This is a genomic window from Clavibacter sp. GW821-FHT01D01 (assembly GCF_059422605.1).
Genome location: NZ_JBWKXC010000005.1, coordinates 93,405 through 108,751 on the forward strand (window position 1 = coordinate 93,405; position 15,347 = coordinate 108,751).

12 protein-coding genes and 1 pseudogene are annotated in these 15,347 nt (G+C 73.0%); 11 read left to right on the forward strand and 2 right to left on the reverse strand.

Features of this window, described 5'->3' with window-relative positions; translation table 11 throughout:
* Positions 1-171 precede the first annotated feature (171 nt).
* Entirely contained in the window at positions 172-1,938 is a 1,767-nt protein-coding gene (gene leuA / locus AC07VC_RS08730; protein ID WP_317230557.1) for a 2-isopropylmalate synthase, read from the forward strand.
* Between the two features lie 123 nt (positions 1,939-2,061).
* On the opposite strand, the gene AC07VC_RS08735 is transcribed toward leuA, so the two are convergent.
* The gene (locus tag AC07VC_RS08735; RefSeq protein ID WP_317229447.1) at positions 2,062-2,739 is read right to left on the reverse strand and encodes a trimeric intracellular cation channel family protein; all 678 of its coding nucleotides are present in this window, start codon (positions 2,737-2,739) and stop codon (positions 2,062-2,064) included.
* 118 nt (positions 2,740-2,857) lie between these two features.
* On the opposite strand from AC07VC_RS08735, the pseudogene recO reads away from it, so the two are divergent.
* The 4 genes and pseudogenes from recO to AC07VC_RS08755 all read left to right on the forward strand — a co-directional run.
* Positions 2,858-3,571 (forward strand): annotated as a pseudogene (recO, locus tag AC07VC_RS08740) (DNA repair protein RecO); the annotation flags it as partial.
* A 212-nt stretch (positions 3,572-3,783) separates the two neighbouring features.
* Positions 3,784-4,650: an isoprenyl transferase gene (locus AC07VC_RS08745; RefSeq protein WP_317229448.1), complete on the forward strand. Its 867-nt coding sequence runs from the start codon at positions 3,784-3,786 to the stop codon at positions 4,648-4,650.
* Positions 4,651-4,660: 10 nt separating this feature from the next.
* Positions 4,661-5,767: a Gfo/Idh/MocA family protein gene (locus AC07VC_RS08750; protein ID WP_494675791.1), complete on the forward strand. Its 1,107-nt coding sequence runs from the start codon at positions 4,661-4,663 to the stop codon at positions 5,765-5,767.
* 109 nt (positions 5,768-5,876) lie between these two features.
* A complete protein-coding gene (locus AC07VC_RS08755) occupies positions 5,877-7,262 on the forward strand; it encodes a glycine--tRNA ligase (protein WP_494675792.1) in 1,386 nt (461 codons plus the stop codon).
* 62 nt (positions 7,263-7,324) lie between these two features.
* On the opposite strand, the gene AC07VC_RS08760 is transcribed toward AC07VC_RS08755, so the two are convergent.
* Positions 7,325-7,849 (reverse strand): aminoacyl-tRNA deacylase, encoded by a 525-nt coding sequence (locus AC07VC_RS08760; RefSeq protein ID WP_494675793.1) that lies wholly within the window; start codon positions 7,847-7,849, stop codon positions 7,325-7,327.
* Between the two features lie 51 nt (positions 7,850-7,900).
* Between AC07VC_RS08760 and AC07VC_RS08765 the strand changes: the two genes are divergently transcribed.
* The 6 genes from AC07VC_RS08765 (at position 7,901) to AC07VC_RS08790 (ending at position 15,241) form a co-directional block, all read left to right on the forward strand.
* On the forward strand, positions 7,901-8,626 hold the full coding sequence (locus AC07VC_RS08765) for a DsbA family oxidoreductase (protein WP_494675794.1): 726 nt from the start codon (positions 7,901-7,903) through the stop codon (positions 8,624-8,626).
* Positions 8,623-8,877 carry a hypothetical protein gene (locus AC07VC_RS08770; protein ID WP_494675795.1) on the forward strand — a complete coding sequence of 85 codons (255 nt, stop codon included), beginning with the start codon at positions 8,623-8,625 and terminating at the stop codon, positions 8,875-8,877. The genes AC07VC_RS08765 and AC07VC_RS08770 overlap by 4 nt, the downstream gene beginning before the upstream one ends.
* A gap of 93 nt (positions 8,878-8,970) precedes the next feature.
* A complete protein-coding gene (gene dusB, locus AC07VC_RS08775) occupies positions 8,971-10,173 on the forward strand; it encodes a tRNA dihydrouridine synthase DusB (RefSeq protein WP_494675796.1) in 1,203 nt (400 codons plus the stop codon).
* Between the two features lie 4 nt (positions 10,174-10,177).
* Positions 10,178-11,437: a deoxyguanosinetriphosphate triphosphohydrolase gene (locus AC07VC_RS08780; RefSeq protein WP_494675797.1), complete on the forward strand. Its 1,260-nt coding sequence runs from the start codon at positions 10,178-10,180 to the stop codon at positions 11,435-11,437.
* 49 nt (positions 11,438-11,486) lie between these two features.
* Entirely contained in the window at positions 11,487-13,406 is a 1,920-nt protein-coding gene (gene dnaG / locus AC07VC_RS08785; RefSeq protein ID WP_494675798.1) for a DNA primase, read from the forward strand.
* Positions 13,407-13,585: 179 nt separating this feature from the next.
* A complete protein-coding gene (locus AC07VC_RS08790) occupies positions 13,586-15,241 on the forward strand; it encodes an ABC transporter substrate-binding protein (protein WP_317229457.1) in 1,656 nt (551 codons plus the stop codon).
* Positions 15,242-15,347: the final 106 nt, after the last annotated feature.

A 15,347-nucleotide genomic window follows, 5' to 3' on the forward strand; every position in this document is an offset into this window, starting at 1 on the left:
CAGTCGGGTGCTCGGGGCGCGCCCCCGGGTGCGGAGCCGCGCGGACGCGGTGTACCGTGGTCGCATGCAGTCCGGCCGCCTCCTCCTTAGTCGCCGCGGCGAGGCCTGAACCGGCCCTCCTCGTCGCGGAGTCCCGTCACGGCTGACCCCGACACGCACGAGGAGACGACCATGAAGAACACGCAGACCCCCAGCGGGATGCCGATCCACAAGTATCGCCCGTTCCACGAGCAGATCCGGGTGGACCTGCCCGACCGCACGTGGCCCACCCGACGCATCACCGAGGCCCCGCGCTGGTGCGCGGTCGACCTCCGCGACGGCAACCAGGCGCTCATCGACCCGATGAGCCCCGAGCGCAAGCGCATCATGTTCGACCTGCTGGTGCGCATGGGCTACAAGGAGATCGAGGTCGGGTTCCCGTCGGCCAGCCAGACCGACTTCGACTTCGTCCGCAGCCTCATCGAGGAGGACGCGATCCCCGAGGACGTGACCATCCAGGTCCTCACGCAGGCGCGCGAGCACCTCATCGCCCGCACCTACGAGTCCATCCGCGGGGCCCGTCAGGCCATCGTCCACCTGTACAACTCCACGAGCGTCCTGCAGCGCGAGGTCGTGTTCCGCACCGACCGCCAGGGCATCATCGACATCGCGCTCGAGGGCGCGCGCCTCTGCCGCGAGTACGAGAGGACGATCCCGGACGTCGACGTCTTCTACGAGTACTCGCCGGAGAGCTACACCGGCACGGAGCTCGAGTTCGCGGCCGAGATCTGCAATCGCGTCGTCGAGGTCCTCGACCCGACGCCCGAGCGGAAGGTCATCCTGAACCTGCCCGCCACCGTCGAGATGGCGACCCCGAACGTCTACGCCGACTCGATCGAGTGGATGTGCCGGCACCTGGACCGCCGCGACGAGATCATCGTGTCGCTGCACCCGCACAACGACCGCGGCACGGCCGTCGCGGCGGCCGAGCTCGGCTACCTGGCCGGCGCCGACCGCATCGAGGGGTGCCTGTTCGGCAACGGCGAGCGGACCGGCAACGTCGACCTCGTCGCGCTCGGCATCAACCTCTTCACGCAGGGCATCGACCCGCAGATCGACTTCAGCGACCTCGACGCCATCAAGCGCACCGCCGAGCACTGCAACCAGCTGGCGGTGCCGGAGCGGAGCCCGTGGGCGGGCGACCTCGTGTACACGGCGTTCAGCGGATCCCACCAGGACGCCATCAAGAAGGGGTTCGAGGCCATGGCGGCCACCGCGGCGGCCCAGGGCGTGACGGTCGACGACATCCCCTGGGCGGTCCCGTACCTGCCCGTCGACCCGCAGGACCTCGGCCGCTCCTACGAGGCCGTGATCCGCGTCAACTCGCAGTCCGGCAAGGGCGGCGTGGCGTACCTGCTGAAGGCCGACCACTCGCTCGACCTGCCCCGCCGCCTCCAGATCGAGTTCTCGGGCGTGGTCCAGGCGAAGACCGACGCCGAGGGCGGCGAGGTCACGAGCGCGCAGATCTGGTCGATCTTCCAGGACGAGTACCTCCCCGCGCCGGTCGAGCGCTCCGAGGAGAAGTGGGGCCGGTTCGAGCTCACGTCCACCCGCACGTCCAGCGACATGGGCGGCTCGGTGTCCCTACAGGTGGAGCTCCGCGACGGCGACGAGGTGCGCGGCGCGGAGGCGTCCGGCAACGGGCCCATCGCCGCGTTCCTGCAGGTGCTCGCCGACCAGGGCGTCGACGTCCGGCTCCTCGACTACGTGGAGCACGCGCTGAGCGCGAGCGGCGACGCCCGGGCGGCCTCCTACGTCGAGCTCGAGGTCGAGGGCGTGCGGCTGTGGGGCGTCGGCATCGACGAGGACAGCTCCACGGCGTCGCTCGAGGCGATCGTCTCCGGCGTCAACCGGGCGATCCGCCGCGGCGTGCGCGCGCCGGAGCTCGCCGGGGTCTGATCCCGCGGCACCACGTGGACGACGGCCGGGCGGCGACGCCCGGCCGTCGTCGCGTCCGGGGCGATGCCGCCGCCCAGGGCGGGGACGGCGTCCGGCCCCGGCCGGCCGCGGTCAGCGGCGCCGTCAGCGGCGCGGGCGCGGGCGGCGGAGCGCCGTGAAGCGCAGCCGGCTGAGCGCCCGCTGCTCCGGGAGGCTCCAGCCGAAGCGCACGGCGAGCAGGCGCGTGGTGGCCGTGACGGCGACGCACACGATGGCGGCGACCCACATCGGCACCCCGAAGGCCGCCAGCGCGACGACGATGACGGCGCCGACGAGCGCCGCGACCGCGTACAGCGAGCCCACGTGCATCATCGCGATCGGCAGGTTCAGGAGCAGGTCGCGCACGAAGGACCCGCCGACCGCGGACACGACGCCGATGAACACGGCCGGCACCTCGGGCACGCCGGCCGCCAGGGCCTTCGACGTGCCGATGGCGCAGAACAGGCCGATGGTGAGGGCGTCGAGCACCGTGATGACGATGTCGAGGCGCGTGAAGATCCGCTCGAGGAGCATGCCGCCGAGGGCCGCCGCCACGGCGACGAGCATGAGCCAGTTGCTGGCGAGGGCCGCGGGGGTGACGTTGAGGAACACGTCGCGGAGGAGGCCGCCGCCGAGGCCGGTCGCCGTGCCGATGATGGCCACGCCCAGCAGGTCGAGCCGCCGGTCGCGGAAGCCCGCCGCGAACATGGCGCCCTGCAGGCTGCCGATGCTGACGGCCAGGAGGTCCGCCCAGAGCGGGATGGTGAGCGGGACGGGATCCATGGCCTCCCCTTGATAGCACAGCGGCGACCGCCGCCCGGGCCCCCCGTGCCGCGTCCGGGCAGCCCCGCCCCGCGCGGCGGCGCAGGGGGAGGTCGGACGCGGGGCGGATAATCGAGGGGTGCCCCTCTACCGTGACGAGATCGTCGTCCTGCGCACCCACAAGCTGGGCGAGGCGGACCGGATCGTCACGATGCTCTCGCGCCAGCACGGGAAGATCCGCGCCGTCGCGAAGGGCGTGCGCCGCACGCAGTCGAAGTTCGGCGCCCGGCTCGAGCCGTTCATGGTCGCCGACGCCCAGTTCTTCGAGGGCCGGACCCTCGACATCATCACGCAGGCCGAGTCCATAGCCTCCTACGGCGCCCTCATCGCGAGCGACTACGGCAGCTACACGGCCGCCAGCGCCATGGTGGAGACGGCCGACAGGGTCACCGAGGACGAGGGCTCGCTGCAGCAGTACCTGCTCCTCGTCGGCGCGCTCCGCTCGCTCAGCCGCCGCGAGCACGGCGCGAGCCTCACGCTCGACTCGTACCTGCTGCGGAGCCTGTCCATGGCCGGCTGGGCGCCGAGCTTCCAGGACTGCGCCGTGACGGGCGCCCCGGGGCCCCACAGCGCGTTCGTCGTGCAGCTCGGCGGCGTGGTGGCGGACGCCGCCGCCCCGCCGGGGTCGCCGCGGCTCGACCCCGACACCCTCGCCCTGCTGTCCGCCCTGCTGACGGGCGACTGGCGGCACGCGGAGGCCGCGACGCTCCGATCCCAGGCCCGGGCGAGCGGCGTCGTCGCGGCGTACGCGCAGTGGCACCTCGACCGGGGCATCCGCTCGCTCGGGCTCGTCGACCGGAGCGACGCCCGCCAGCTCCTGCCGCCGACGGAGCAGCCCGTGCCGCTCGAGGAGCCGGACCTCGACGCGCGCGAGCCGGATCCCGCCGCGGCCCTCGCCGCCGCGACCGCCTCCGTGGTGCGCGCGACCCCCCGCGACGCGGACCCCGGGCACGATGACGCGCCGACCACCCCCGCCGACCGCCCCCGAGCACAGGAGACCACCCCATGAGCCGACGCCCCGAGGTCCCCGGCCGCACCGACCTGCCGCTCGACTGGACGGGGGAGCAGCCCCCGCGCATCCCCGCCGACCTCGTGCCGAAGCACATCGCGGTCGTGATGGACGGCAACGGGCGCTGGGCGAACCAGCGCGGCCTGCCCCGCACGGCCGGGCACCAGGCGGGCGAGGAGGCCTGGTTCGACACGGTCGCGGGAGCGGTGCAGCTCGGCGCCACCCACCTGTCCGTGTACGCGTTCTCGACGGAGAACTGGAAGCGGTCCCCCGCCGAGGTGCGCTTCCTCATGGGGTTCAACCGCGACGTGATCCACCGCCGTCGCGACCAGCTGAACGCGTGGAACGTGCGGATCCGCTGGGCCGGCCGCCGCCCCCGCCTCTGGCGCAGCGTCATCGACGACCTGCGGGTCGCCGAGGAGATGACGAAGGACAACACGGGGATGACGCTGACGATGTGCATCAACTACGGCGGCCGCACCGAGATCGGCGACGCCGTCCGCCGCATCGCCGAGGACGTGGACGCGGGACGCCTCAAGGCCGCGCGCGTCGACGAGCGCACCATCCAGCGCTACCTCTACCTGCCCGACGTGCCCGACGTCGACCTCTTCATCCGCAGCTCCGGGGAGCAGCGCACCAGCAACTTCCTGCTCTGGCAGTCGGCGTACGCGGAGATGGTCTTCCTCGACCGCCTGTGGCCGGACTTCCGCCGCAAGGACCTGTGGGACGCCGTGGAGAGCTACGTGCACCGCGACCGACGGTTCGGGGGCGCGGTCGACGCCCACGCGGGCGACGCCGACGAGGGCTCCGCGGAGGACCCGGACGCGCTGCCGGGGGACGAGCGGAGCACGGCCGCTCAGTAGCATCGGGGGCGTGACCACTCCCGACACCGCGTCCCCGTCCGCCGCCGTCGCGCCCGAGGGCGCCGACGCCCCCATCCGCGTGGGGATCGTGGGCTACGGCCTGGCCGGCCGCGTGTTCCACGCGCCCTTCCTCGCGGCGAGCCCCGACTACCGCATCGCCCTCGTCAGCACCTCGGATCCCGACCGGGCCGCCCAGGTGCGCGAGCGCCACCCCGGCGCCGACGTGGTGGCGTCCGCCGACGAGCTGTTCGCCCGATCCGCCGAGCTCGACATGGTCGTCATCGCGTCGCCCGCCTCGGCGCACCTCCGCCAGGGCCTGCAGGCGCTCGACGCGCACCTGGCCGTGGTGATGGACAAGCCGTTCGTCGCCACCGTCGACGAGGCGCTCATGCTCATCGAGCGCGCGGAGGCGCTGGGGCTCCCGTTCTCCGTCTTCCAGAACCGGCGCCTCGACGGCGACTTCCTCACGGTGCGCGCCCTCATCGAGTCCGGCCGCCTCGGCGAGGTGCACCGGTTCGAGTCGACCTTCGAGCGCTGGGGCGGGCCCGTGCGCGACCGCTGGCAGGACCGCGAGACCCCGGCCGACGCCGCCGGCATCTCCTACGACCTCGGCAGCCACCTCATCGACCAGGCGCTGGAGCTGTTCGGCCCCGTCGTCGACTTCGCGGCCGAGCTCGCGACCGTCCGCGACGGCTCCGCCAGCGACGACGACGCCTTCTACTCGCTGCTGCACGAGTCCGGCGTGCAGTCGCACATCACGGTCAGCCGGGTGGCCGCGCTGGCGGGCCCCCGCTTCCGCGTCCTCGGCACCGCGGGCGCGTACGCCGTGCACGGGCTGGACCCGCAGGAGCCGCTGCTGAAGCAGGGCGCGTCGCCCGCCGACCCCGGCTTCGGCGAGGCGCCCGAGTCCGAGTGGGGCACGCTCGTGGAGGCGGCCGGCGATCCGGCGGGGGAGCGGATCCCCACCGAGCGCGGCCGCTACGCCGACTTCTACCGCATGATGGCCGACGCCGTCCGCGGCCGCGGGCCGGTCCCGGTGGAGCCGCGCGACTCGCTCGAGACGGTGCGCATCGTGGAGCTCGCGCACCGCCGCACCGCGGGCGACGACGAGGACTGAGCGGCCCCGCCGTAGACTGGGGCCCGCCTTTCCCCGGCGACCGCGGCATCCGCCGGGTCCCGCCGTCCGCCGACCGGGCACCCAGTCCGGCCCACACCTTGGAGTCATCGTGGCAACCCCCTCGCGTCTCGACCCGGTCATCAACCTCGCCAAGCGGCGCGGGTTCGTCTTCCAGGCGGGTGAGATCTACGGCGGCTCGCGCTCCGCGTGGGACTACGGGCCGCTCGGCGTGGCGCTCAAGGAGAACATCAAGCGCCAGTGGTGGCAGACCATGGTCAACGGCCGCGACGACGTCGTCGGGCTGGACTCCTCGGTCATCCTGCCCCGACGGGTGTGGGAGGCGTCCGGCCACGTCGAGGTCTTCAGCGACCCGCTGGTCGAGTCGCTGCACACGCACAAGCGCTTCCGCGCCGACCACCTCCTCGAGGCGTACGAGGCGAAGCACGGCCACCCGCCCGTCAACGGCCTCGCCGACGTCAACGACCCGGACACCGGCCAGCCCGGCTCCTGGACCGAGCCGCAGAACTTCTCGGGGCTCCTCAAGACGTACCTCGGGCCCGTCGACAACCAGGAGGGCATGCACTACCTCCGCCCGGAGACGGCGCAGGGCATCTTCGTCAACTTCGCCAACGTGCTGAGCGCGGCGCGCCAGAAGCCGCCGTTCGGCATCGGCCAGATCGGCAAGAGCTTCCGCAACGAGATCACGCCGCAGAACTGGATCTTCCGCACCCGCGAGTTCGAGCAGATGGAGATGGAGTTCTTCGTCGAGCCCGGCACGGACGCCGAGTGGCACCAGTACTGGATCGACCAGCGGTTCGCCTGGTACACCGACCTCGGCATCGACCCGGAGAACCTGCGCCTCTTCGAGCACCCCGCCGAGAAGCTCTCGCACTACTCCACCCGCACCGTCGACATCGAGTACCGCTTCGGATTCGCGGGCGGCGCGTGGGGCGAGCTCGAGGGCATCGCGAACCGCACCGACTACGACCTCCGCACCCACTCCGAGGCCTCGGGCACCGACCTCTCCTACTTCGACCAGACGAAGAACGAGCGGTGGATCCCGTACGTCATCGAGCCCGCGGCGGGACTCACGCGCTCGATGATGGCGTTCCTCGTCGACGCGTACCACGAGGACGAGGCGCCCAACGCGAAGGGCGGCGTCGACAAGCGCACCGTGCTCCGCCTCGACCGCCGGCTCGCGCCCGTGAAGGTCGCCGTGCTGCCGCTGTCGCGGAACGAGAGGCTGTCGCCCGTGGCTCGCGAGCTCGCCGCGGAGCTGCGCCGGAACTGGAACATCGAGTTCGACGACGCCGGCGCCATCGGCCGCCGCTACCGCCGGCAGGACGAGATCGGCACGCCGTTCTGCGTGACCGTGGACTTCGACACCCTCGACGACCGCGCCGTCACCGTGCGCGAGCGCGACACGATGGGCCAGGAGCGCATCCCGCTCGACGACCTCGTCGGCTACCTCGCGGGGCAGCTCGTCGGGGCCTGACCGCACGGCACGACCGGTCCGCCGTCCCGACCCGCGCGAGGGGGTCCGGAGCGGCGGACCGGTCACCTGATCGTGAGCGGGTCGGTGAGGTCGCCGACGGTCGCGCCGAGCGCGGCGACGAGCGCGTCCGCGTCCACCAGCGCCGAGACGCCGTGCTCGCCGCCGCCCATGCCGATGCGCCGGCCGGCCATCCGCTCGTCGGCGTAGACGGGCAGGTCGCCGTCGGCGCCGAGCGGCGTGATGGTCCCGCGCGCGTAGCCCGTCGCCGCGAGCGCGATCTCGGGCGCCGGCATGGACAGCTTGTTGACGCCGACGAGCGCGCGGAGCTTCGGCCAGCTGATCTGTCGGTCGCCGGGCACGAGGGCGATGAGCAGGTCGCCGTCGTGGCGCTTCACCACGAGCGACTTCACGAGGTGCGACGGGTCGATCCCGAGCCCGGCCGCGGCCTCGACGAGGGAGCCGGCGTCCGGGCGATCCACCACCTCGACGTCGAGGCCGAGGCGCGCGGCGTGCGCGAGGACGCGGTCGCGCCCGCCCGGGGCGGCGTCGGACGCGGAGGGGACGGAGGAGGGGGAGGTGTCGGCCATGCTCGGGCAACACCGCGGGAATGCCCGGGCTTCCCGATGCGTTCCACCGCCGTGACCGACTCCGCCGCCCCCGCCCTGCCCGCCCTCCGCGTCGACGTCTGGTCGGACATCGCGTGCCCGTGGTGCTACGTCGGCAAGCGGCGCTTCGAGAGCGGCTTGCGCGACTTCCAGGCCCGGACCCCCGGCGCCCCCGACGTCGAGGTGACGTACCGCTCGTTCGAGCTGGCCCCCGACACCCCGGTGGACTTCCAGGGCACCGAGGTCGACTTCCTCGCGGGCCACAAGGGCATCCCGGCCGAGCGGGTCCGCACGATGCTGGCCGACATGACGCAGCTCGCGGCCGCCGAGGGCCTCGCCTACGACTACGGCGCGCTCCAGCACACGAACACCGTGCTCGCCCACGAGCTGCTGCACCACGCCCGCACCCGCGGCCGGCAGCTCGAGATGGTGGAGCGGCTCCTCGCGGCCTACTTCACGGAGGGCCGGCACGTGGGCCGCGTCCCCGACCTCGTCGCGCTCGCGGTCGAGGCCGGCCTCGACGCCGACGAGGCGCGCGAGTCCCTGGAGTCCCACCGTCACCTGGCCGACGTGCGCGCCGACCAGGCGCAGGCGGTGGCGTACGGGATCAGCGGCGTGCCCTTCTTCGTGATCGACGAGCGCTTCGGCATCTCCGGCGCGCAGGACCCGTCGGTGTTCGCCTCCGCCCTGGGCGAGGCGCTGGCGGCCCGGGACGGCGACACCGTGCGGGTCGTCGCAGCCGACGGGGCCGGCCGATGAGCGCCGTCCCGACCACCGGGACCCCGCCGACCGCGGTGCCCGGCCTCGCCATGCTCGGATCCGCCGACGCCGCCGCGTGCGAGGGGGACGCCTGCCTCGTGCCCACGGCCCCGCCGTCCGCGAGCGGCACCGCCTCGGCCGTCGCCGCATCCGACGCCGTGGCGCCCGGCACCGCGGCGCCCGACGACGGGTCTCCCGCCGCCGACCTCGCCCGCGTCCGCGACGCGATCGACGCCGGCCGGGCCATCTGACCCACCCCTCCCAGGCGGCCTCCGCCTGGCATCCGCGCGGGGATCCGCCCCGCGTCCGCCGCCCGCCGTCCCGGATGGGAGAATCGAACCGCCATGTCCTCTCCGACCCTCGCCCCCGCCGCTCCCGCACCCGCCTCCGAGCCCGCGCTCCGCATCGGCGGCATCCCGCTCGACGTGCCCGTCGTCCTCGCGCCCATGGCGGGCATCACCAACACGGCGTTCCGACGGCTCTGCCGCGAGTTCGGCGCCGGCCTCTACGTCAGCGAGATGATCACGAGCCGCGCCCTCGTCGAGCGCACGCCCGAGTCCATGCGGCTCATCACGCACCACCCGTCGGAGAAGGTGCGCTCCATCCAGCTCTACGGGGTCGACCCGAAGACGGTGCGCGAGGCCGTCACCATGCTCGTCGCGGAGGACCGCGCCGACCACATCGACCTGAACTTCGGCTGCCCGGTGCCCAAGGTCACGCGGAAGGGCGGCGGCGCCGCGCTGCCGTGGAAGCTCGGGCTGTTCACCGACATCGTCGAGGGCGCCGTGAAGGCGGCGGGGCACGTGCCCCTCACCGTCAAGATGCGCAAGGGCATCGACGCCGACCACCTCACCTACCTCGAGGCCGGACGCGCCGCCGAGGCCGCCGGCGTCGCGTCCATCGCCCTGCACGCGCGCACCGCGAGCGACTACTACAGCGGCCACGCCGACTGGTCGGCCATCGCGAAGCTGAAGCAGGCCGTCACGAACGTGCCCGTCCTCGGCAACGGCGACATCTGGGCCGCCGAGGACGCCATCCGCATGATAGACGAGACCGGCGCCGACGGCGTGGTCGTCGGCCGCGGCTGCCTCGGGCGACCCTGGCTCTTCGGCGACCTCGCGGCCGCCTTCCACGCGCGCGCCGCGGGCCTCGACCCGGCGGACACGCCGCGGGCGCACCCCTCGCAGGGCGCCGTCGCCGACACCTTCCGCCGCCACGTCGAGCTCCTCGCCGAGTTCTTCGAGAGCGAGGAGCGCGGCTGCCGGGACGCGCGCAAGCACGTCGCGTGGTACTTCAAGGGCTACCCCGTCGGCGGCGACCTGCGGGCCGCGCTCGCGTCCGTCTCCTCGCTCGCGGAGCTCGACGGGCTGCTGGCGACCCTCGACCGCGACCAGCCCTACCCGGGCGCGGGCGCCGAGGGCGCGCGCGGCCGCCAGGGCAGCATGAAGCGCACGGCGCTGCCGGACCGGTGGCTCGAGAGCCGCGACATCGATGCGCAGGGAGCGATGGACATCGCGGACGGGGAGATCCACAACAGTGGCGGGTGAGGGCATGACGGAGCGGTCCACGTACAGCGAGACCGACGCCGAGCGCTGGTACCCGGAGCAGCACTCCTCCCGGCGCAGCGACTTCGCGCGCGACCGCGCCCGGCTGCTGCACTCGAGCGCGCTCCGGCGCCTCGCCGCGAAGACGCAGGTGCTGAGCCCCATGGCGGGCCTCGACTTCGCGAGGAACCGCCTCACCCACTCCCTGGAGGTCGCACAGGTCGGCCGCGAGCTCGCCTCGAGTCTCGACCTCGACCCGGACGTCGTCGACACGGCGTGCCTGGCGCACGACATCGGGCACCCGCCCTTCGGCCACAACGGCGAGCGGGCGCTCAACGACTGGGCGGCCGACATCGGCGGCTTCGAGGGCAACGCGCAGACCCTGCGCCTCCTCACCCGGCTGGAGCCCAAGGTCATCGGGCCGGAGGGCCGGCCCTACGGCCTGAACCTCACCCGCGCGAGCCTCGACGCCAGCTGCAAGTACCCGTGGCCGAGCTCCCAGTCGGTGCCCGACCCCTCGGGTCGCGGCAAGTTCGGCTTCTACGACGACGACGTCGCGGCGTTCGCATGGCTGCGCGAGGGCGCTCCCGCGGGCCGTCGCTGCATCGAGGCCGAGGTCATGGACCTCAGCGACGACATTGCGTACTCGGTCCACGACTTCGAGGACGCCATCGTCGGCGGCTACGTCGACGTGCGCGCGCTCGGCGCCCGCGTCGACCACGAGGAGCTCGTGGACTCGATGGTGGCGTGGATCGGCGGGGCGCACTCCCACGAGGAGCTCATCCAGGCGTTCGACCGGCTCGACTCCCTCGACGTCTGGGTGGACGAGTACGACGGCGGCCGCGGAGCCCAGGCGGCGCTGAAGGACCTGACCAGCCAGCTCATCGGCCGGTTCGCCGGCGCGGCGACGCAGCTGACGCGCGCGACCCACACCGACCGCAGCCTCATCCGGTTCGGCGCGCACGTGGTGGTGCCGCGGGCCATCCAGGCCGAGATCGCGGTGCTCAAGGGCATCGTCGCCGCGTTCGTCATGTCGAAGAACACCCGCCAGCCCATCTACGCGCGTCAGCGCGAGGTCCTCGCGGGCCTCGCCGACGCCCTGCACGCGCGCGGCGCCGACGAGCTCGACCCCGGCTTCGCGGGCGACTGGCGGGAGGCCGCGGACGACGGCGCGCGCAAGCGCGTCATCGTCGACCAGGTCGCCAGCCTCACCGACCAGTCGGCCATCGCCTGGTACGAGCGCCTGTGCGCGCGGCCCGTCTTCTGACGCCCGCGACGCCCTCGGACGCCCCTCGGCCCGGACGTAGGATGAGCCAATGGCCCTGATCCGGAAGAGCGACATCGACGAGGTGCGCTCCCGGGTGAACCTCGGCGACGTGGTGGGGGAGTACGTCACCCTGAAGTCGGCCGGCGTCGGGTCGCTCAAGGGGCTCTGCCCCTTCCACGACGAGCGCACGCCGAGCTTCCACGTGCGCCCCCAGGTCGGCTTCTACCACTGCTTCGGCTGCGGCGAGGGCGGCGACGTCTACACGTTCCTGCAGCGCATGGACCACGTGACCTTCGCGGACGCCGTCGAGCGCATGGCGCAGCGCATCGGCTACCAGCTGCACTACGAGGACGGCCAGGCCGCCACCGACCAGGGGAACCGCTCGCGCCTCCTCGGCGCGAACGAGGCGGCCGCGGCGTTCTTCGTCGAGCAGCTCGGATCCGAGGAGGCGGAGATCGGCCGCACGTTCCTCGGGGAGCGCGGGTTCGACCAGGGCGCGGCCCAGCGCTTCGGCGTCGGCTTCGCCCCGCAGAGCTGGGACGCGCTGTCCTCGCACCTGAAGGGCAAGGGCTACACGGAGGCCGAGCTCGTCACCGCCGGGCTCCTCAGCCAGGGCGACCGCGGCGCCTACGACCGCTTCCGCGGCCGGCTCGTGTGGCCCATCCGCGACCTCACGGGCGCGACCGTCGGCTTCGGGGCGCGGCGCCTGCGGGAGGACGACAAGGGCCCGAAGTACCTCAACACCCCGGAGACGCCCGTCTACCACAAGAGCTCCGTGCTCTACGGGCTCGACCTCGCGAAGCGCGACGTGAGCCGCGGGCGCCAGGTCGTCGTCGTGGAGGGCTACACCGACGTCATGGCCTGCCACCTCGCCGGCGTCACCACCGCGGTCGCCACCTGCGGCACGTCGTTCGGGGTCGACCACATCAAGGTCCTCCGTCGCGTGCTCGGCGACGACAGCGGGCTCGGCGAGGTCGTCTTCACGTTCGACCCGGACGCGGCCGGGCAGAAGGCCGCCATGCGCGCCTTCTCCGAGGAGCGGCGCTTCGCCGCCCAGACCTACGTCGCCGTGGGTCCGGAGGGCCTCGACCCCTGCGACCTCCGCCTCACGCGCGGCGACGACGCCGTGCGCCGCATGATCCAGGGCAAGAAGCCCATGTTCGAGTTCGCCATCAAGCAGATCCTCGCGGACCACGACCTCGAGACCGTCGAGGGCCGGGTGGCCGCGCTGCGCGCCGCCGCGCCCGTGGTGGCGGACATCCGCGACCCCTCCCTCCGGCCCGGGTACGCGCGGGAGCTCGCCGGCTGGCTCGGCATGGACCTCAGCGAGGTCGGCCGCGCCGTCCAGACCGCGGGCCGCAGCACGCCCGCCGACGGGGCCGACCGCTCGGGCGGCACCTCCGCCGGTCGCGGCGGATCGGGTGGCCCGGATGGCGGCGGACACGGTCGCGGCGGCGGGTACGACGAGGGCGCGACGGTCGAGAGCGCCCGGTCGATGTCGCTCATGGACCTGCCCACGGACCTCGCCACCCGCCTCGAGCGGGACGCGCTGATGGCGATGCTGCAGCACCCCGAGCTGGTGGGGAACGACCTCGTGATGCGCGCGGCCCAGGTGGCGTTCGTCAACGAGAGCCTGGCGGTCGTGCGCGACGGGGTCATCGCGAGCATGGAGGCCCTCGGCGGCGCCGACTGGCTCTCGCGCGTCGCGCTCGAGGTCCCGGAGTCCTTCGCCACGCTCGTCAAGCAGCTGGGCGTCGCGCCGCTGCCGAACCGGGGCGACGCCGACAAGCTCGCGATCTACGTGAAGGGCGTCACGGCGGAGCTCGTCGGCCGCGACCTCCTGCGCCGGAAGGCCGACCTCATCGGGCGGCTGCAGCGCACGGACGCCACGCACGAGCGCGAGCGCTACCAGGGGATCCAGCGCGAGCTGATGCAGGTCGAGGCCGAGCGCCGCGCCCTCCGCGAGTGACGTCGTCGGCCGAGCGGGCGCCCGCGGACGGCCATGTTGCGATCATGTGAAGAAGCGCGCCGACGCGTCCCCGGGGTCCGGGCTGCTGTTTCCCGTGTGTTAGAAATCATTCACAGCACAGCGTCCGTGTCTCCTCGATGCACGGGCGCGATCCCCTCCACGAAAGAGGCATTCGGAACATGACGTCCGCATTCTCCCGGCGCTCCCGCGTCCTGCTCGCCACGGCCGGGTTCTCCGCCGCGGCCCTCGTCCTCGCCGGCTGCTCCGGCGGCTCCGGCGACCCGCTCGCCGAGGACGACGCGGCCGGCGGCGGCTCCGTCGTCGTCGGCACGACCGACAAGGTCCTGTCGCTCGACCCCGCGGGCTCCTACGACAACGGCTCCTTCGCGGTGCAGAACCAGGTCTACCCGTTCCTGTTCAACAGCCCCTACGGCAGCCCCGACGTCGAGCCCGACCTCGCCGAGTCCGGCGAGTACACCTCGCCCAACGAGTTCACCGTGACGCTGAAGCCGGACCTGAAGTTCGCCAACGGCAACGCCCTCACCGCGAGCGACGTGAAGTTCACGTTCGACCGCGTCGCGACCATCGCCGCCAACGGCGCCGACAACGGCAACGGACCGTCGTCGCTCCTCGCGAACGTCGAGAGCGTGGCCGCTCCCGACGACACCACGGTCGTCTTCACGCTGAAGACCGCCAACGACCAGACCTTCGAGCAGGTGCTGTCGAGCCCCGCCGGCCCCATCGTGGACGAGGACGTGTTCCCCGCCGACGCGCTCGCGGACCCCGCCGACATCGTCTCGGCGAACGCCTTCGCGGGCCAGTACGTCATCACCGACTTCGACCTGAACCAGCTCGTCGCGTACGCGCCGAACCCGGACTACCAGGGCGTCCTCCCGAAGGCCGCGAACAGCGGCGTGACCGCGCGCTACTACGCGGACGAGACCACGATGAAGCTCGCCGTGCAGAACGGCGAGATCGACGTCGCCGGCCGCTCGCTCGGCGCCACCGACATCGCCGACCTCAAGGAGGACGACTCGGTCCAGGTCATCGACGGCCCCGGCGGCGAGATCCGCTACATCACGTTCAACCTGAACACGCAGCCGTTCGGCAAGACCACGGGCGAGGCCGACGAGGCCAAGGCCCTCGCGGTGCGCCAGGCGGCCGCCGACCTCATCGACCGCGACGAGCTGTCGACCGAGGTCTACAACGGCACCTACACGCCGCTCTACTCCTACGTGGCCGACGGCCTGTCGGGCGCGAACGAGGCGCTCAAGGGCCTGTACGGCGACGGCGACGGCGGACCCGACGCGGACAAGGCCGCCAAGGCCCTCTCCGACGCGGGCGTCGCGACGCCCGTCGCGCTGCAGCTGCAGTTCAACCCGGACCACTACGGTGCGGGCTCGGACGACGAGTACGCGCTCATCAAGCAGCAGCTCGAGGCGACCGGCCTGTTTCAGGTCAACCTGCAGTCCACCATCTGGGACCAGTACAGCAAGGCCCGCGTCAACGACGAGTACCCGGCGTACCAGCTCGGCTGGTTCCCCGACTACTCGGATGCGGACAACTACCTGACGCCGTTCTTCTCCCCGCAGTCGTTCGTCAAGAACCACTACGACGACGCCGCCGTGGCCGACCTCATCACGCAGCAGCTGTCGGAGGCCGACGCCACGAAGCGCGCCGACCTCATCGGCCAGATCCAGGACGCGGTCGCGGCCGACCTGCCGACCATCCCGCTGCTCCAGGGCTCGCAGGTCGCCGTCGCCGGCGAGGGCGTGGACGGCGTCACCCTCGACGCGTCGTTCAAGTTCCGCTACGCGCCCATCACCAAGGGCTGAGCCGACGGGGGAGGGACGTCGCGCTGACGTCCCTCCCCGCCTCGGATGGGGCGTCCCGCTTCGGCGGGACGCCCCACTCCTGTGTCATCGTCCGCGGCACGACCTG